Below are 17,975 nucleotides of genomic sequence, written 5' to 3'. Positions count from 1 at the left end.
GGTCAATCCACGAACAAGTGCGTAGCACTTCGATTTACGACCGGCCAGTATTTATTCTGGCGTGGGAGTCAGGTGGTTCAGGGATGTTCCCCAAAGGCACCGGTCCGGGTGCCGGAGGCAAGATACCAGTGGAGCTGCCACCAGCTGGTACCCTGCCAAAGATAGTGACTGGGCTGTCGTGCCCCGCTGTCAATTGATGTACTGACCTGGCAGCTGGATACCTCTTTTTATGGCCTCGACCAAACGCCGGCGCGGCAAAGCGTCACAACCGAAGAGACGATACCGCTGGCTCAAATTCCTGTTCCTGCTGGCTCTGGTGGGAGCACTCTCCCTTGCTGGTTATATGGCCTACCTGGATGTACAACTGCGAGAGCGTCTGGATAGCCGCCAGTACCAGCTGCCGGCGCGAGTCTATGCTCGTCCCCTGGTTTTGCGCGAAGGGATGGTGATGCATCCGGATGAATTAGCCTCCGAGTTTGCAGCACTTAATTACCGCAAGCAGGAAACCCTCAGCGAGCCCGGTTCCTGGTCCCAAAATGGCATGGATTACTCTGTTTGGCGTCGCGATTTTATTCACTCCAATGGCCGAGAGCCGGCGGCAGTGGTTTCTTTCCGCCTGCGCAACGATGAGATTAGCAATCTGCGCGATAGCGATGGGCAGCGCATCGCGGAATTCCGCCTGGATGCGGCCAATATTGGCTCCTTACTCGGAGGTGGTGATGATCGCAACCCTGTGAGATTTAGCGATATCCCGCCGCTGGTGGCCAATACTCTGATTGCTGTGGAGGACCAGGATTTCCTCAACCATTTTGGTATATCCCCTCGGGGTATTGCTCGTGCCATGGTTGCCAACGTGAAGGCCGGGCGTCTGGTACAAGGTGGTTCCACCATCACTCAGCAGCTGGTGAAAAATATATTTTTTGATCACAAGCCGAGCCTGCAGCGAAAAATTAATGAAGCGCTGATGGCAGTTTTGATGGAGATCCACTACGACAAAGGCTACATCCTGCAGGAGTACATCAACGAGGTTTGGCTCGGACAGCAGGGCGCCCGAGGCATCTATGGTTTCGGGCTGGCCTCTGAATTTTACTTCCAGCAGCCACTGGACACCCTGGAACCGCATCAGGTGGCATTACTGGTGGGTTTGGCCAAGGGCGCTTCTTACTACAATCCCTGGCGACACCCCGAGCGTGCACTCGAGCGTCGTAACACTGTATTGGAACTAATGCTGGAGCAGGGGTTAATTTCCCAGGCTGAGTTCGAACTCTATGCGGCCAAACCCTTGGGGGTGGTGAAAGGTGGAGTGACTGCGCAAAACCCTTACCCTGCTTTCACAGAGCGGTTATTGGTGGAATTGCGCCCCTACTATTCCTATGAAGAGCTGCGGACTGCGGGCTTGAGGATCTATACCAGCTTGTCGCCTTCGGTACAGAAGCTGGCCGAAGAGGCTATCAGTAATGGGGTCCTGCAGCTGGAAAAGGACCGGGGAATTAAGGTCAATACTTTACAGGCCGCCACCGTGCTGATGGACAACCGCAGCGGTAACGTGCTGGCGATGGTGGGAGACCGCGATCCGGATTATCCGGGCTTTAACCGCGCGCTTGAGGCCCGCCGGCAAGTGGGCTCGCTGATCAAGCCCGCAGTCTTCCTCACTGCCCTTGAGCGCCCAGAAGAGTACAATCTGGCGACGCTTATTGACGATGCGCCTGTGCGCATCGAAGAGGCGGACGGCGATGTGTGGATGCCGCAGAATTTCGACAAGCTAGCCCACGGCCAGGTACCTCTTTACGTAGCGCTTGCAAAATCCTACAACCTTGCCACAGCGCACCTGGGGCTGGATCTGGGGCTGCAGAATGTGCGTCAGACCATTCGCCGTCTGGGAGTGGAAACCAGCCTGCCGAAGGTGCCGGCGATGTTACTGGGTGCCGTTGAAATGACACCATTTGAAGTGGCTGGCATGTATCAGACTATTGCCAACGGTGGCGAAACTGTGGAGCCGCGCACTTTGCTGGCAGTCTCCGATGCCGGTGGCGGGCGTGTCCAGAACTTCCGCCGCCGTGCCCATCGCGGAGTTGATGCGGTACCGGCCTACCTGCTCCGCTGGGGTCTGGAGCAGGCTATGCGTGAGGGTACCGGACGCAGGTCTGCCAAGCGTTTACCTAGCAGTGTGGCATTTGCAGGTAAAACCGGAACTACCAACAATAACCGCGACAGCTGGTTTGCCGGTTTTTCTCCGGAGATTACTGCAGTGGTTTGGCTCGGGCGCGATGACAATGAGCGCACTCGCCTGACGGGGTCTACCGGTGCACTGCCAATTTGGACAGAGATCATGCGCAAGCTGCCCCATGAGCATGGGCCTGTGGAGCCGCCGCGGGGGGTGGAGGTCAAGTCGGTGAATGCACGCGGCGAATATATGGACCCGGACTACTGTCGTGGCGGATATGAAATTCCTTTCTCCTACGAGACGCGCCTGCAGCCGGCACCGGAATGTCGCGGGCGTGATCGTTGGCGCTGGTTTCGCAACCTGTTTGGCAATGGGCGCTCAGAGGCGGCACCGCGGGAGCAAATGACTCCCGGCTGGGGTGTAGATCCCAGCGAGCAGCAGCTGCGTGAGCAGCGTCGTCGCCAAATGCAGGAACAGTTGCGTGGTGATGATGCGGAAGAATTTGGTGTTGATCGGGGGCACGAAGAAGAGCCCGTCGAGCTCCCCCGCAACCAATCTTTTGAATCGGGCCCTGGCGGCGCCCCCGTAGAGGAGGCTCAGCCGATAGGCCCGGCACTGGAAGACCAGTGGCCCTGACTTAAGTCGCGTGACCGAGGGTCGCGCGCGATTCTTGACGACTAGCTCTGCAGCAGTCGTGCGGCCTCTTCGGCGAAGTAGGTGAGGATGCCATCTGCACCGGCGCGCTTAAAGGCGAGCAGTGATTCCAAGATAACAGCCTCCCGCTGTAGCCAGCCGTTCTCGAAGGCGGCACAGTGCATCGCGTACTCTCCGCTCACCTGGTAGGCGAAGGTGGGCACTTGCAATTCTTCCTTCACCCTACGTACTATATCCAGATAGGGCATACCCGGTTTAACCATCACCATATCAGCACCTTCCTGCAGATCCAGAGTGCACTCGTGTATGGCTTCATCGGTATTGGCTGGGTCCATCTGGTAGCTGGCTTTACTGCCGCCTTTCAAATTGCCCGCTGAGCCAACCGCGTCGCGGAAGGGACCGTAGTAGGCAGAGGCGTACTTGGCCGCGTAGGACATAATCAGGGTATTGGTGTGGCCTGCCCCTTCGAGAGCCTGGCGAATGGCGCCGATGCGACCGTCCATCATATCTGAAGGTGCGACCATGTCTGCACCGGCAGCTGCATGGGATAGAGCCTGCTGCACCAGTACTTCTACAGTTTCATCGTTGACGATATAACCGCTGTGGTCCATCAGCCCGTCCTGGCCGTGGCTGGTAAAGGGGTCCAGGGCTACATCGGTAATGACGCCCAGCTCAGGCGCAGCATCTTTCAGCTCACGCACGGCGCGCTGGGCCAAGCCATCGGCATCGTGGGCGGCACTGGCGCAGTCTGATTTTGCCGAGGGATCTACCACGGGAAACAGGGCCACTGCGGGGATGCCCAGTTGCTGCAGTAGCTTCGCTTTTCTCGCCAACAAATCCACACTCAGGCGCTCCACCCCTGGCATAGAGGCTACCTTTTGGGTTTCGTTGCGCCCCTCGATTACAAACAGCGGCAGGATCAGGTCATCGCAACTGAGCTGGGTTTCACGCACCAGGCGACGCGAAAAATCCTGGGCACGCAGGCGGCGCAGGCGGGTGTTGGGATAGGCACCGCGGCCGAGACTTTGACTCATAGGGCATTTACTCCGACTATCCATAAGGCTGCAGAAATCCTGCAGCCACAATTGGCGGCCATCATATCAAATTGCTTACCGCGGTGATTTCGGAGGCTCCATAAGTCCCCGCAGTTAGCCTCCATTCAGGGTTGAGCTGAGCGCAGATAGCGCACCAGTGATTTACCGGCGGCTTCAATATGTTGTGTCAGTAATGTTGTGGCTAGCTCTCTATCTCCCCTTTTCAGGGCTTTGAGAATGGAGAAATGCTCCCCCTGGCTAGTGTTTTGGTATTGCAGGCTGCGGGATTGGTAACCGATATAGCGTTCACACTGGCGGTGTAGTTGTTCCACTGCAGAAAAAAGCGTTGGTCGCTCGGCTGCCTTGTAAATGCAGGCATGGAACTGCCAATTCAGGTTGCCGATTAGTTCGGCGGACATTTGGGGGTTGGCCTCCATCGAATCGAGAATATCGTTGGCTCGCCCCAGTACTTCCCCACTGAGCTTATCTAGCGCCAGGGTCTGCAATAGGGGCTCGAGGCGCATACGCATCAGGTAGAGGTCCTCTACTTCGATAGGGTCAAACTGAGGCACTGCAACACCGCGCTTGCCGTGTGGTGAGAGCCAGCCTTCATTTCGAAGTTGATGCAGGGCATCCCGTACCGGGATACGGCTTACATCGTAGAGTTCAGCAAGTTCAACCTGCCTTAATACTTGCCCTGGGATGAAGCGCCCCCGCTGTAGATCTGCTTTGATTTTATCGTATAGGCCCATTGGAGCTTATGAACTCCTGCGGTTAAAAAGCCAGTAACAGGCGAGCCCGCCCAGTAGCCCCCAAAATGCGGAGCTGACACCAAACAAACTAATACCTGAAGCGCTGACTAAGAATGTGATGATTGCCGCTTCTCGATGTTCTGCTTCTGCCGTAGCACTTGCCAGGCTATTGCCAATGACCCCTATCAATGCCAAGCCCGCAAGGCCGGCGATTAATTCCTGTGGAAAAGCGCTAAATAATGCCACTACGCTGGCACCACACAAGCCCACGATTAGATAAAAGATACCGGCCGCAATACCGGCGGTATAGCGCTTGTCTGGATTGGGATGCGCCTCAGGACCGGTGCAAATTGCCGCCGTAATAGCGGCCAGGTTGAAGGCAAACCCGCCAAAAGGGGTCAGTAGTAGGGAAGCCAGGCCCGTACCGCTGATGACTGGGGAAATGGGCACTCTTCCATAGCCGCTGGCAGCCAGAGTTGCGGCACCGGGCAGATTCTGGGAGGTCATAGTGACGATAAACAAAGGCAGTCCAATACCGATCAAAGTGGAAAGGCGAAACTCCGGAGTAACCCATACGGGTTGTGCGGCTTGCCAGTGGATTTGATGGAAAGCGATCAATTGTAGCTTCCAGCAGGCAGAGACCCCGACCATGAGTACCAAAAGAATGGCATACCGCGGCGCCCATCTCCGCCCAACTATGTAGGTTAGGAACATAGCGCCAACAAGAATTGGCTGGGCTTGCAGGGATGTGAATACAGAGAGGCCAAATTGCAACAGTATACCTGCGAGCATGGCACTGGCGATGGGGGTCGGTACCAGGCGATTGACCCGGTCAAAGGCTCCAGAAAGGCCTACCAGCAGAGTTAATATGGCGCTGCAGACGAAAGCTCCAATAGCTTCGGCAATCGGAATCCCGGTGAGACTGGTGGCCAGCAATGCTGCGCCTGGGGTCGACCACGCAGTAATCACGGGAGCCCGGTAATACCAGGAAAAGGCGATACAGGTTAGCCCCATTCCCAATCCGAGGGCACCGATCCATGAGCCGGTCATTAGCTGGTCGGCACCGGCAGCCCGTGCGGCCTCAAAAACAATCGCTGCTGAGCTGGCCACTCCTACCAGAACTGTGATGAACCCGGCGCTGACAGTGGAGAGGCTGGTATCTAAAAGTGGCGATTTATTCAAAATGTATACCTTTTAAATTATGTATACATTTTTGTAGATGCTTTAACAATACACAAGACTTATGCGTCGAAGCGCGCCAATACCTGAGAAATGGTTGTGATTTGTGCGAGTGGTAAAATGGGATTTAGTGTTGGAGTGCAGCACCTGCGGGCGGCAGGTGCTGTAGCGGGGGCAATCAGTCGAGGCGTGCAAAGACTTTTTCTGCAGCGGCTATGGTTGCTTCAATATCCTCATCGGTGTGAGCCGCGGACATAAACCCGGCCTCGTAGGATGCTGGTGCCAGATAGACCCCCTCCTCGAGCATGCCGTGGAAGAAGCGATTAAAGCGCTCATTGTTGCATGCCATTACCTGCTGGTAATTGGTGACCTTTGACTCCTCGGTGAAGAAAAAGCCGAACATGCTGCCAACTTTGTTGGCCGTAACAGGAATACCTGCTGTCTTCCCGGCAGCGAGAATGCCTTCCACCAGGCGGTCTGTCCTGGCTACCAGTGGCTTGTAGAAGTCGCTCTCCTCTACCAAGCGTAGGGTTTCCAGGCCTGCCACCATGGCCACCGGATTTCCGGACAGGGTGCCTGCCTGATAAACCGGCCCCAGTGGCGCTATCTGCTCCATAATTTTGCGTTTGCCACCGAAGGCGCCTACTGGCATACCGCCACCGATTACTTTACCGAGGGTAGTAATATCGGCTTCGATACCATAAAAGCCCTGAGCGCCGGTCAGGCTCACGCGAAAACCGGTCATTACCTCGTCAAGAATTAACAGGGCGCCGTGCTGGTCGCAGACTTCCCGCAGGGTTTCCAGAAAGCCGGGCACCGGGGGAATACAGTTCATATTACCGGCTACGGGTTCGACGATAATGCAGGCGATCTGATCACCGAACTCTTCGAAGCAGGCGCGTACAGCATCTGGATCGTTGTAACTCAGGGTGATGGTGTGGTCCGCAAGGGCGGCAGGCACCCCTGGGGAGGAGGGCACGCCCATGGTCAGGGCGCCGGAACCGGCTTTTACCAGCAATGAGTCTGAATGGCCGTGGTAGCAGCCCTCAAACTTCACAATCTTATCCCGTCCGGTATAACCGCGTGCCAAGCGAATGGCGCTCATTGTGGCTTCGGTGCCGGAGTTGACGAAGCGCACCAGATCCATATTTGGCCATAGCCGGCAGAGTTCCTCGGCCAGCTCGGTTTCCAGCTCGGTGGGAGCGCCAAAGCTGAGGCCGGATTGAGCCTGCTCCACAACGGCCTCTATGACTTCGGGGTGGGCGTGGCCCAAAACCATGGGCCCCCAGGACTGTACATAGTCGATATAGCGCTTGTCATCAGCGTCGTAGAGGTAGGCGCCCTCGGCACGGCGGATAAATACCGGCGTACCGCCAACCGCGCGGAAAGCCCGTACCGGAGAGTTAACGCCGCCGGGAATGTACTGCTGTGCTTCTGCGAAGAGCTGCTCGGATTTACTCATAGAATTCATTCAGAAATTACGGAATAGGCCAAGAATCAGCGGACCATTATCGCGGCGACAGGCCTTGAGGACAATGTGGAGATCACAGGGGGTGTGGATTTCGGGTTGGCCGGCGGGTCGCACCGATTTTCACACCGATGCGGCAAGTCACTTGTCGGGCAGGGAGAGGCTTTAGCGCTCACACCAGAAAAGGCGATTGGGTATCGGCCGCCCCATACCCAGGCGGCGGCTGTCGCGAATGGCGCTCCAGGCATACTGTTGGCTGCGACTGACAGCCTCAATGATGGTCAGGCCGTGGGCAATATGGCAGGCGATCGCTGTGGCCAGGGTTCCGCAGACCCCATAGGCCGCTGGTGGCAACCGTTCCCAGTGGAATTCCCGGATCAGGCCACGTTCGTCGTAGAGACGGTTTTGTAGCTGTTGCTCATGGGGTACGCCAGTAAGTAACAGATAGCGGCAACCGCTTTCAAGCAGCTCCTGGGCCATGGCGTCATGGGTATCGGCCTCTACCGCCATAGCGCGGGCTTCGCGGCGATTTGGGCAGACCATGGTGGCATAGGGGAGTAGTAGGGAGGCCATGGCTTCCCATAGTGGGGGGGCCAACACACTTTCCTTATCCGCCAGTGTGGCATCGGGGTCGATCACTACCGGGATATCGGGGTAGTCCCGCAATACGCTGTGCAGTGCCCGAACATTCTCTACGGAGCCCAGGTATCCCACCTTGATTGCAGCTACCGGCATATCTTCCAGAACTGTGCGGGTTTGCTCTACTAGCAAGCTTTCATCTACTGGAGCAACCCCAAGCAGTTCGCCAGTGTTACACACACTGATGGCGGAAACCGCGGAGGCAGCATGGCAGCCCAGGCTGACAGCCGTCTCCGTATCTGCGGCTATTCCTGCACTGCCGCTAGGGTCATGGTGGGTGACGGTCAGAATAACGGGCTGCGGTGTATCCATAGAAAATCTACATGACTGCCAAAAGCTGTGCGCCTAATTTTAGTTGCTGGCTGCCCGATACAAAGAATGATTCTGCGCCAAATTAAAATGGCTTGACCACAGCCAGAATCACAATGGCAAACAAGGCTACAGTCGGAACCTCATTAAAAATACGAAAATAGCGTCCGCTACGGGTATTGGTACCCTGGGCAAACTTACGCACATAGGCTCCACACATATGATGATAGGCCAGTAACAGCACGACAAAGGTAAGTTTCGCGTGCATCCAGCCTGCGGATGTGTAGTAAGCCGGGTTTAGGCTGTAGAGCCAGATGCCTAGAGCTACGGTAGCGATCATCGCGGGAATGGCGATACCGCGGTACAGGCGTCGCTCCATAATGCAAAAGCGATCGCGACTTACGGCGTCTGTGGCATCGACATGGTAGACAAAAAGGCGTGGCAAGTAGAAAAGCGCAGCAAACCAGCACACCATGGCGATAATGTGAAAAGCCTTGATCCACAGCATTGAATATCCCCTCAAAAAGAAACGCGAAATTATTTTATTTCCGGTAAAAGTTATCGATCTGTAGCGGCAGAATAATGCCCGCGATGCGATTGTCCAGTGAGCCGCTCTGATGGCGACTGATATACAGGGCATCGGCTCCAGTGCTTTTCAGTTTTTGCTGGGCTTCGAGCAGGGTGGCGCACCAATTTAGTTCGGCCATTTGTTTACGCTCGCCAGGAATTTTAAGCAGGTCTATGAGGGGGGGCTGCCCAGGTTTTTCCTCCTCTTGTTTTACTGTGGTTTCTGTATCCCCACCTTTTTCGGCACCCTGTAAAAATGTGGCCAGGTCGGCAGCACGCAACAATTGCGGAGCGGGTTCATCGGGCAGGTCGATCAAAATCCACTGGGGGTGTTGAGCGATTAACTCTCTCGCCTGATCAACTGGGATTTCCCTTGGTTCAACGACAAAGTTTCTGTCCATTTGGCTGGCTACGCCGACACTACTGAGCATTTGTTGGCGCCAGGTGGGGGTGCCGGCCTTGTTCAAGGCGCGTAAGGTTTCCTGGTAAATCCCCCGGGTGGCGAATACCTGTCTGCTAATAAGCATCGCTACTACGATCATCATCATGCCTGGGAACAGGACATTCGGATTGTAGGTCAGTTCGAGAATTGCCAGCAAAGCTGCCAGTGGAGCATTGAGCATTGCCGCCATCATTGCGGCCATACCCACCATTGCATAAAAGCCCGGGCTGGCGGTGTGTGGTCCCAGCCACATATTGGCGAGGCCTCCTGCGATCCCCCCCAGGCAGGCACCAAGAATTAGGGCTGGGCCTATGACTCCTCCGGGGATACCCAGCCCCGAACCCAGTGCTGTTGCCACCAACTTGGCGGCAACAATTACCGTTAATGTGGCGATGCCCAATTCTCCCAGCATTGCCATTTGTAGGGTGTCGTAGCCACCACCAAGAATTTCAGGTACCCAAATGCCTAAGGTGCCGGTTACAAGTCCCACCAGTAAGAAGCGCAGTAGCGGGGAGCGATACTGTTGGCGTGTCAGGCTGCGGTGGGCCCAAATAAATAGAGCTGCCAAGAGTCCGATTGCGAGTGCGCAGAGAAATAGGATAGGCAGCTCTGCGAGGGAGTTAAGCTGGATAGCCGGAACGTTAAAGTCTGGCTCACGCCCAAAGGTAATTTGGGTGATGGCACTGCCAGTCACTGCAGCCAACATGACAGGTAAAAAACCCACCACTGAATACTCGAGCATCACCACTTCCATGGCGAACACCATCCCGGCCAAAGGAGTATTAAACGATGCGGCGATAGCTGCGGCTACACCGCAGCCCAGCAGGCTGCGTGCCGAGTTATTGGGCAGGTGCAGTACACGTGCTAGCCAGCTGCCACTGGCGGCTCCAAGGTGTACAGCAGGCCCCTCACGTCCTACAGAGTGGCCGCTGATCAGAGCAATGGCGCCGGCAAAAAACTGCAGTAGAGCATTTTGTATTGGCATTTTGCCCTGATGGTTATAGAGGCGATCGAGAACATGCACCACACCGACGTCGTAGCGCTTGGGGCTGAGTAGCAGATAGATAATGCCGATCACCAGTGAGCCCAGCACAGGTAGGGCAAATCGCCAGAAAGGCGATAAGGATTCATAATTTTGGGGGACTGACAGGAAAAATGTTGTAGGCCACTCCATTGCCAGGCGGAAGAGAATAGTTACACCTCCAGCCAATAGCCCAGTAATTAATGCCATACCCACTAGTGGCGCTAAAGCCTCCTTGGCAGAGAGTTGCAAACGCACGTGTTCCAAGCTGTTTGTCTTGGGTAAACACCGAGCTAACGCGTTTTTCAGTAATTTCCTAGGGCGCTGTGACACTGCACATCCTTCAAGTGCTGGGGCTTATGGTAGAGTGCTTGGCTGGTTTTATGATTATCGTCTCAGTTGGCAGATTTACCGGGAGATTTTAGCAAGGTGATTAAGGTAGCAATTGTTGGTGGCACCGGCTACACAGGTGTTGAACTGCTAAGGCTTTTGACGACACATCCGCAAGCAGAAGTTACCGCAATCACCTCCCGCTCTTTGAAAGGCACCCCGGTGGCGGAGTTATTTTCCAGCTTGCGAGGCCATTATGACTTGGCTTTTTGTGAGCCGGATATTGAGCAATTGTCCGCTTGTGATGTGGTATTTTTTGCCACTCCCCATGGGGTTGCCCAGGCCCAGGTGCCGGCGTTAATTAAAAGAGGTGTACGAGTTATCGACCTCTCCGCCGATTTCCGCCTCAAAGATATTTCCATCTGGGAGCAGTGGTATGGCCAGGAGCATGCTGCTCCCGAGTTGGCCCAGGAGGCCATATACGGATTACCGGAAGTAAATCGTGCCGAGATAGCTGGTGCTCAATTGGTGGCCTGCCCAGGTTGTTATCCCACTGCGATTCAGCTGGGCTGGATTCCACTATTGGAGGCGGGCGCTATTGAACCAGCGGGCTTAATCGCCAGCGCTGCTAGTGGTGCCAGCGGTGCGGGTCGCCAGGGTAAGACGGATTTGATATTGGCTGAAAACAACGACAATTTCCGCGCCTATGGGGCTGCTGGCCATCGCCACTTACCCGAAATTGAGCAGGGGCTACGACGGGTCCAACCCTGTGAGGCGAGCCCTGCCCAGGTGACCTTTGTTCCACATCTCCTGCCAATGATCCGGGGCATACACGCAACCTTGTTCGCGAAGTCCAAGACAGATATGTCACCACTGGAATTGCAGCAGTTGTTTGAAAATCGCTATAAGAATGAGCCTTTTGTGGATGTTCTCCCCGCTGGCAGTCACCCTCAAACCCGTAGTGTGAGAGGTACGAATATGTGTCGTATTTCCGTGATGCAGCCCCAGGGTCGGGATACTCTGCTGGTAATGTCGGTAATCGATAACCTCGCCAAGGGCGCTTCTGCCCAGGCGATACAGAATATGAACATTATGTTTGGCCTAACTGAGACGTTGGGCTTGGAGAGCCCGGCGCTGCTGCCTTAGAATCAAAAAAATACGACAATCGATAAAACCCGGTTAAGCCGTAGCGGATTTTTGGGAGCTCAGAGTGAAAGGCAGCAAGCAGTACCGTATGAAAGTGGTGCCCCATCGCCCCTTTTCAGGTGTAATCACAGCAGGTGGTGTCGCCCTGTTGGTACTGGTTACTTCTGCCAGCTCTTACTACGCCGGACAGTATCAACTGCGTAAAAACCTCGATGAAAAAACGAGGGAGTACACAAGGGTACTGGGGCGCCTTGAGGCGTTGAACAGTGAAAATGAAACTCTGCGCATGCGTGCAGCAACTGCTGAGCAGTCCCTGGCGATTGGTGAGCAGGCCAGTGAGACTGTACGAACCGAGCTTGTGCAGAAAGAAAACCAGATCGCAGAGCTAAAGCAGGAAATCTCTTTTTACCGCGGCGTTATGGCCCCGGCAGATGGTGGTGAGGGAGTATCTATAGGCCGCTTTATTCTTTCGCAGACGGCTGATGCGCGGAGTTACCAATACAAATTACAAGTCCAGCAGTCGGCGGTGCGACGCAACGTGGTTCAAGGCTCAGCCACTTTCACTGTGGTGGGGCGCCAGGATGGAGAGCTGAAAAGCTACCCACTAAAAGATTTGTCTGACCAGGTGGAGAGCGTATCCATTCCACTGCGTTTTAAATACTTCCAGAATATTGAGGGCGAACTGCGCCTCCCCGAGGGCTTTGTTCCTGAAGGGGTGGAGTTATCGCTTAAGTCTACCGGGCGCAAGGGATTCAATATCGAACAGCGCTACGGTTGGCTGGTACAGAAAAGCTAGCATTAATGCCAGAGGCATGAGGTTTTAGGGATTATGTTGAGAAAAAAAGAGAAACAAGTAGCTATGGCCAGTTCCGGTAGTAACCACACGACCCTAATTGCGCGCCAGACAGAAGTATCTGGGGATATTCACTTTCGTGGCAATCTGGTCATTGAGGGCAAGGTAAAAGGCAATGTCACCGCTCATAGCGATAGTGATGCGCGCCTGCAGATAGTCGATGGCGGAATCATAGAGGGAGAGATCCGTGTTCCTCAGGTCGTGATTAACGGAAACGTGAATGGCGATGTGTACGCCACGCGCCACCTGGAGCTGGCGGCCAAGGCTATGGTGGAAGGCAATGTGCACTATAAGCTGATTGAGATGGTAAAGGGTGCCCAGGTGAACGGGGCCCTGGTTTCCAACGTGGATATTAGCTCCGCTGGTGAGACCCCCATGATCGGTTACTCGGAAGATGAGACTGTCATCGAGGCTTCCTGAAGCCCACTCCACCGGCCTGGCAGGTGAGTAGCACCAGGGCCTGTTGCTCGCAAATACTTGACTGGTTTCCTGGGTTTAAGCAAGATGACGCCCCCGTAGCTGCATTCTGCATAGCTTTTATGCGAGCTGCGAATGTCCCGATGAGTTGAGAGAGACTTATGTCAGAAGCTGTATCCTTTTCTCCTGCGCCACTGGTAGTCACCGATAAAGCTGTGGCCAAGGTAAAGAGCCTGTTGGAAGAGGAGGGCAACCCGGAGCTCAAGCTCAGGGTGTTCGTCACCGGTGGTGGCTGCTCAGGATTCCAATACGGTTTTACCTTCGATGAACTGGTTGCCGAAGACGATGCCATCATTGAGAAAGATGGTATCCAGGTACTGGTTGACGCCATGAGTTATCCATACTTGGTTGGCGCCAATGTTGATTACGAAGAGGGTTTGGCCGGATCTCGCTTTGTGGTGCAGAACCCCAATGCTTCCTCAACCTGTGGGTGCGGCTCCTCCTTCTCGATCTGAGCCGCACTTTAGGCGATTTGAGCGGTGTTTCAGGGGGAGTAAATGGCGCCCAAAACAGCCTCTTTTTTTGCTCCTGTGACTCCGGGGCAGTTGCCGGGCAGGCCGAGTAGAGTCTGCCGGGCCAGCCAGGCAAAGCCCACAGCTTCGAGCCAGTCGGCATCGATTCCATAAGTGCCGGTATCGGTAATTGACCAGGTTGGCAGTCGTCTCTGCAGCCGAGACAGCAGATCTTTATTTTTGGCCCCGCCCCCACAAATCAGTAGTTCCCCCCCATCAGCGAACAAATGCACAGCCTCGGCAATACTGGCGGCAGTTACTTCCGACAGGGTTGCCTGCACGTCTGCAGGAGACAGCTCCAGGCCAGCTAGCGCCTGCTCCAGCCAGCTGGCATTGAAGGTTTCACGGCCGGTGCTCTTGGGAGGCTCCGCAGCAAAATAGGGATCTGACATCAGGCGATTGAGCAACTCGGGGTGGGCACGACCACCAGCGGCCCAGGCGCCATCCCGGTCAAACGGTTGCTTCTTATGTAGGTTCACCCAATAGTCCAGCAAGGCGTTGCCGGGCCCGGTATCGTAACCATATACACTGCCATCGGCTGTCAGCTCGGTGATATTGGCCATTCCACCGATATTCACCACGGCGCGATTGCCCTCGGTTTTAAAAGCGGCGCGGTGAAATGCGGGCATTAGCGGAGCACCCTGGCCTCCGAGGGCCATATCGCGTCGGCGGAAGTCCGCTACCGTACTGATACCAGTCAAAGCTGCGATAGTGTTTGGGTCCCCCAGTTGTAAAGTGAAAGGGGAGGTCACAGTGCCTGGCGGGCGGTGCCGCACAGTTTGTCCGTGGCTGCCAATTGCGGTTACTGCGCTGGCCTCAATACCGGCACGGGCCAACAGGGTATTGGTGGCCTCGGCAAAAGCCTGGCCGAGCTGTCGGTCCAACTGTCCGGCACGATCCAGTTCAGAGGGACCTGGGGCGCACAGGGCTAGGATGGCATCACGCAGCGAGGGGTGAATCGGGTGGCCCAGAGCTGCCAGGATACGCGGCTTGATTCTCTCTTCGCCGCCAAAATCGACCAGTGCAGCGTCGATGGAATCGACGCTGGTGCCGGACATCAGACCGATAAAAAGATCGGGCATATTGAATGGCGCTTTATCAATTGTTTTCGTCAAGTTTGGCCAATGCTGGGCCCTGGTAGTTTTCCAGTTTTGCCAGCAGAGGTTGAGTCTGGTTTTTGAAGCGCGTCATTTCAGAGGACGGCACTGACTTGGCTTTGGGAAGCTTGCGCACAATTGTTGCAGGGTTCCGATGTCTTCCGTCCACCAGGAATTCGTAGTGCAGGTGTGGACCGGTTGCGTACCCGGTTGAGCCTACAGTGCCTATTACTTGGCGCTGTTTTACTCGTTGACCTTTCTTCACTTTGCGTTTGGTCAAGTGTAGGTAGCGGGTAACGTAACGTTCTCCGTGCTGAATAAATACATAATTGCCGTTGGGCTTACTGTAACCGGATGCGATCACACGGCCATCCCCTGTCGAGTAAACCGGGGTGCCACGCGGGGCGGCATAATCTGTGCCGTTGTGAGGGCGGCGCGACTTGAAAACCGGGTGCAAGCGCCGTGGATTAAAGTGGGAGCTGATGCGCACTATATCCAGCGGCGTACGAATAAATGCCTTGCGCATGCTTTTGCCTTCAGGCGTGTAGTAATTGGCGTCGCCGCTACTGTCGATGTAGCGCACTGCACTGTAAGTGCGGCCCTGATTGGTAAAACTGACCGCTAGAATGGGGCCGTTGCCAATTTTTTCCCCATCCAGGAATTTCTCTTCAAACATCACGCTAAAGGTGTCGCCCTGGCGTATATCCAGTGCAAAATCGATATCGGAGCTGAACACATCAGCCACTTCCATAATCAGGCTATCACTCAGACCGGCCTCACTTCCGGCAACAAACAGGGAACTGTCAATTTGAGCTAGGCGATAGGCGGGGTGGCTGTCAGGCTGGCGCTGTACCAACGTATGCTGGAAGTCATTACCCTCTGCGCGGGTAAATTTGACTTGGTTGAGACGGTCTCTCTGTAGTTCCAGACTTTGCAGTTGGCCTTCGGAGTTGACCTTAAATGTCAGCTCTTCACCGGGAGTTAGACGCGCTAGTTTCTTAGCTTCCTTGCCGCTGCCAAGCAGCTGATACATTTCGCCTGCGCTCACTTTGGCACGCTTGAACAGATCGGAAAGGGTGTCTCCGTTGCGCACCGTGAGGTTCAGGGACTGTATTGCCTCTACCGTCGCACTCGCCAAGGGAATGCTCTGGCGGGGCGAGACAGCCGCCAGTTGCTTGTCAATTTCCAGCGTGTCTTCATCTAAGGAGGAGAGATTGACGTCCAGGGGCATGCGCTTGGCTTCTACCTCTGGAGTGGGAATAAATAACGCCAATACGAGTACGCAGGCAGCGACACCAGCTGTTAGTGCGTGTACTCGCGGAAAGTGTTTGGGCAAGGCGCCAATACGGACACGTGAAGTCGGTTTGCGATGATTTTGCATGGTATTAATGGGCGGCGCCGGCTGTGGTTGTTATCTGCGCTTGAAAATCAGGGTGTTTAAAAAACAGGCATTGAAAGGGCTTTATAGCAAAAAAGCCGCCTTGGTTCACGGGGTAATTGACCCGGCTATCCATGAGTAAGTTCCTTGGCAGTAGTTTTACAGGTCGTGTCGAGCGCTTTTGCCCGCTTGTATTTGCTGCAAACTTCGGTAATGTTGCAGCGCATTTTGCCGCCGTCCGGCGGTACTAATTTCAAGCCTGAAGATGAGGGGAAAGCATGGCTGGGGTCGACATGACACTGCTTGAAGACTTGGACCGCCGCGGATTAATCAATCAAGCGACTGGTGACGGCGAACTGACGCAGCATTTGTCGGAGAGTCGAACCCTCTATTGCGGCTTTGATCCTACCGCAGACTCCCTTCATATAGGTAGTTTAGTACCATTGCTGACTTTAAAGAGGTTTCAGGCGGCGGGACATAAGCCCATAGCGCTTGTAGGCGGTGCCACGGGCTTAATCGGCGACCCCTCTTTCAAGGCGCAAGAGCGCAGCCTTAATACGCCCGATGTTGTTGCAGGCTGGGTGGATAAACTGAAGAGCCAAGTTTCCCAGTTTATTAATTTCGAATGCGGTGGGAATAGTGCAGTTGTTGCGAATAACCTCGACTGGACGCGCGATTTGAACGTGCTAGATTTTTTGCGTGATGTAGGAAAGCACTTCTCTGTTAACAATATGGTTAACAAGGAATCCGTAAAGCAGCGTATCCAACGTGAAGGGGAGGGGATTTCCTTTACCGAATTTTCCTACATGTTGCTGCAATCAATGGATTTCTCCGAGCTGTATAAATTGCACAATTGCACCCTGCAAATTGGCGGTTCAGATCAATGGGGCAATATTACCGGTGGTGTAGATCTGACCCGTCGACAACACCGTGGTAAAGTCTTTGGTCTGACTCTGCCATTGGTGACTAAAGCAGACGGCACCAAGTTTGGTAAAACAGAAAGCGGCACTATCTGGCTCGACCCTAAGCGCACCAGCCCTTATGCCTTTTACCAGTTTTGGCTGAATACTGCTGATGCAGATGTGTACAAATTCCTGCGTTACTTCACTTTCCTTAGTGTCGATGAAATTGATGCGATTGAAACTGCTGACCGTGAACGTGCCGGCAGGCCCGAAGCCCAGGGTATCCTTGCGCGAGAAGTTACCCGTCTGGTTCACAGTGAGGAAGGCTTGGCTGCCGCGGAACGTATTTCCCGTGCGCTTTTCTCTGGAGATATCGCTGACCTGTCCACAGGTGATTTGGAACAATTGCGTCTTGATGGTTTGCCCTCTTCTGTACTTCCGAAAGGTTTCGGCGAGCAAAGCCTGATTAACCTATTGGTTGACGCGGGCATGGCTCCTTCAGGCAAACCGGTGAAAGACGCCTTGGGCCGCAATGCGGTTTTGGTCAATGGAGAGGCTGTTGGCATGGAGATGAACGCAAATCCGGCCACGGTTTTTAGTCGTGAAAAGGCACTTGGCGACAGCTACTTTATCGTGCGCTTAGGCAAGAAGAAGTACCATCTGTTCAGCCTTGCTGATTGATGGTTTTTTATCCGGTTTTTACTTAAAAAAACTTTTTTACAGAATTGTCATAAAAGTGCTTGCCGGCCCCCCCTGAAGTCCGTATAGTTCGCCTCCTCGCTGCTCAGGCAGCAGCGGGAAGGCAGCTCCAAGTAATTGATTTTCTTAAGAAAATTTCTTCAAAAAGAGCTTGCCAAGCACGGAGAGGTCGCTATAATGCGCACCACTTCAAGCAAGGGCGGAAACAACCTTGCCGGGATTTGGAAAGCGCTTTGAGCAGTTCAAATCACCGAAAAAAAGCTGCAAAAAATCACTTGATTCAGCAGCCCGGATGTGTAGAATACGCGTCCCGCAGTTAGAGCCGAGCGCTCAACTGAGTTGTTTAAAAATT

Annotated in this window: 15 protein-coding genes; 6 read left to right on the top strand and 9 right to left on the bottom strand. The window is 54.6% G+C overall.

Features of this window, described 5'->3' with window-relative positions; all coding sequences use genetic code 11:
* Positions 1-229 precede the first annotated feature (229 nt).
* Positions 230-2,800, top strand: a complete 2,571-nt coding sequence (gene mrcB, locus ABWV76_RS19840; RefSeq protein WP_353377055.1) for a penicillin-binding protein 1B — start codon at positions 230-232, stop codon at positions 2,798-2,800.
* A gap of 41 nt (positions 2,801-2,841) precedes the next feature.
* Here mrcB and hemB read toward each other — a convergent pair whose 3' ends face one another.
* The 7 genes from hemB to ABWV76_RS19805 form a co-directional block, all read right to left on the bottom strand.
* Entirely contained in the window at positions 2,842-3,852 is a 1,011-nt protein-coding gene (hemB, locus tag ABWV76_RS19835) for a porphobilinogen synthase (RefSeq protein ID WP_353377054.1), read from the bottom strand.
* Positions 3,853-3,977: 125 nt separating this feature from the next.
* The gene (locus ABWV76_RS19830; RefSeq protein WP_020411480.1) at positions 3,978-4,604 is read right to left on the bottom strand and encodes a GntR family transcriptional regulator; all 627 of its coding nucleotides are present in this window, start codon (positions 4,602-4,604) and stop codon (positions 3,978-3,980) included.
* Between the two features lie 6 nt (positions 4,605-4,610).
* Complete coding sequence (locus ABWV76_RS19825; protein ID WP_353377053.1) at positions 4,611-5,786, bottom strand: benzoate/H(+) symporter BenE family transporter; 1,176 nt, start codon at positions 5,784-5,786, stop codon at positions 4,611-4,613.
* Between the two features lie 175 nt (positions 5,787-5,961).
* Complete coding sequence (gene hemL, locus ABWV76_RS19820; protein ID WP_020411478.1) at positions 5,962-7,245, bottom strand: glutamate-1-semialdehyde 2,1-aminomutase; 1,284 nt, start codon at positions 7,243-7,245, stop codon at positions 5,962-5,964.
* Between the two features lie 171 nt (positions 7,246-7,416).
* Positions 7,417-8,202, bottom strand: coding sequence for a bifunctional hydroxymethylpyrimidine kinase/phosphomethylpyrimidine kinase (gene thiD, locus ABWV76_RS19815; protein ID WP_020411477.1), 786 nt, complete (start codon positions 8,200-8,202; stop codon positions 7,417-7,419).
* An 82-nt stretch (positions 8,203-8,284) separates the two neighbouring features.
* Positions 8,285-8,707: a protoporphyrinogen oxidase HemJ gene (hemJ, locus tag ABWV76_RS19810; protein ID WP_282951756.1), complete on the bottom strand. Its 423-nt coding sequence runs from the start codon at positions 8,705-8,707 to the stop codon at positions 8,285-8,287.
* Positions 8,708-8,741: 34 nt separating this feature from the next.
* Positions 8,742-10,487: a chloride channel protein gene (locus ABWV76_RS19805; RefSeq protein ID WP_353377116.1), complete on the bottom strand. Its 1,746-nt coding sequence runs from the start codon at positions 10,485-10,487 to the stop codon at positions 8,742-8,744.
* A gap of 171 nt (positions 10,488-10,658) precedes the next feature.
* Here ABWV76_RS19805 and argC point away from each other — a divergent pair, with 171 nt between their 5' ends.
* The 4 genes from argC to erpA all read left to right on the top strand — a co-directional run bounded on the left by argC (position 10,659) and on the right by erpA (position 13,490).
* Positions 10,659-11,705 (top strand): N-acetyl-gamma-glutamyl-phosphate reductase, encoded by a 1,047-nt coding sequence (gene argC / locus ABWV76_RS19800; RefSeq protein ID WP_353377052.1) that lies wholly within the window; start codon positions 10,659-10,661, stop codon positions 11,703-11,705.
* Between the two features lie 64 nt (positions 11,706-11,769).
* Positions 11,770-12,501, top strand: coding sequence for a DUF6776 family protein (locus ABWV76_RS19795; protein ID WP_020411473.1), 732 nt, complete (start codon positions 11,770-11,772; stop codon positions 12,499-12,501).
* A 33-nt stretch (positions 12,502-12,534) separates the two neighbouring features.
* Positions 12,535-12,978, top strand: coding sequence for a bactofilin family protein (locus tag ABWV76_RS19790; protein WP_157533300.1), 444 nt, complete (start codon positions 12,535-12,537; stop codon positions 12,976-12,978).
* 158 nt (positions 12,979-13,136) lie between these two features.
* Positions 13,137-13,490: an iron-sulfur cluster insertion protein ErpA gene (gene erpA / locus ABWV76_RS19785; protein ID WP_020411471.1), complete on the top strand. Its 354-nt coding sequence runs from the start codon at positions 13,137-13,139 to the stop codon at positions 13,488-13,490.
* A gap of 29 nt (positions 13,491-13,519) precedes the next feature.
* Here erpA and ABWV76_RS19780 read toward each other — a convergent pair whose 3' ends face one another.
* Both ABWV76_RS19780 and ABWV76_RS19775 read right to left on the bottom strand, forming a co-directional pair.
* On the bottom strand, positions 13,520-14,629 hold the full coding sequence (locus ABWV76_RS19780; RefSeq protein WP_026304892.1) for an anhydro-N-acetylmuramic acid kinase: 1,110 nt from the start codon (positions 14,627-14,629) through the stop codon (positions 13,520-13,522).
* 16 nt (positions 14,630-14,645) lie between these two features.
* Positions 14,646-16,025 (bottom strand): peptidoglycan DD-metalloendopeptidase family protein, encoded by a 1,380-nt coding sequence (locus ABWV76_RS19775; protein WP_020411469.1) that lies wholly within the window; start codon positions 16,023-16,025, stop codon positions 14,646-14,648.
* 275 nt (positions 16,026-16,300) lie between these two features.
* On the opposite strand from ABWV76_RS19775, the gene tyrS reads away from it, so the two are divergent.
* Positions 16,301-17,605: a tyrosine--tRNA ligase gene (tyrS, locus tag ABWV76_RS19770; RefSeq protein WP_353377051.1), complete on the top strand. Its 1,305-nt coding sequence runs from the start codon at positions 16,301-16,303 to the stop codon at positions 17,603-17,605.
* The last annotated feature ends 370 nt before the right edge of the window (positions 17,606-17,975 follow it).

This window comes from Microbulbifer sp. NBRC 101763 (genome assembly GCF_040371615.1).
Classification (GTDB): Bacteria; Pseudomonadota; Gammaproteobacteria; order Pseudomonadales; family Cellvibrionaceae; genus Microbulbifer; species Microbulbifer variabilis.
This window is presented reverse-complemented; position numbering and strand designations above follow the sequence as displayed.

What these genes read in the sequence shown, in the direction of transcription:
- ABWV76_RS19780 (WP_026304892.1), bottom strand. Translation starts at nt 14,629, where the DNA reads ATGCCCGATCTTTTTATCGGTCTGATGTCCGGCACCAGCGTCGATTCC.
- hemJ (WP_282951756.1), bottom strand. Translation starts at nt 8,707, where the DNA reads ATGCTGTGGATCAAGGCTTTTCACATTATCGCCATGGTGTGCTGGTTT.
- ABWV76_RS19790 (WP_157533300.1), top strand. Translation starts at nt 12,535, where the DNA reads ATGTTGAGAAAAAAAGAGAAACAAGTAGCTATGGCCAGTTCCGGTAGT.
- hemL (WP_020411478.1), bottom strand. Translation starts at nt 7,245, where the DNA reads ATGAGTAAATCCGAGCAGCTCTTCGCAGAAGCACAGCAGTACATTCCC.
- tyrS (WP_353377051.1), top strand. Translation starts at nt 16,301, where the DNA reads ATGGCTGGGGTCGACATGACACTGCTTGAAGACTTGGACCGCCGCGGA.
- ABWV76_RS19830 (WP_020411480.1), bottom strand. Translation starts at nt 4,604, where the DNA reads ATGGGCCTATACGATAAAATCAAAGCAGATCTACAGCGGGGGCGCTTC.
- mrcB (WP_353377055.1), top strand. Translation starts at nt 230, where the DNA reads ATGGCCTCGACCAAACGCCGGCGCGGCAAAGCGTCACAACCGAAGAGA.
- thiD (WP_020411477.1), bottom strand. Translation starts at nt 8,202, where the DNA reads ATGGATACACCGCAGCCCGTTATTCTGACCGTCACCCACCATGACCCT.
- erpA (WP_020411471.1), top strand. Translation starts at nt 13,137, where the DNA reads ATGTCAGAAGCTGTATCCTTTTCTCCTGCGCCACTGGTAGTCACCGAT.
- ABWV76_RS19775 (WP_020411469.1), bottom strand. Translation starts at nt 16,025, where the DNA reads ATGCAAAATCATCGCAAACCGACTTCACGTGTCCGTATTGGCGCCTTG.
- hemB (WP_353377054.1), bottom strand. Translation starts at nt 3,852, where the DNA reads ATGAGTCAAAGTCTCGGCCGCGGTGCCTATCCCAACACCCGCCTGCGC.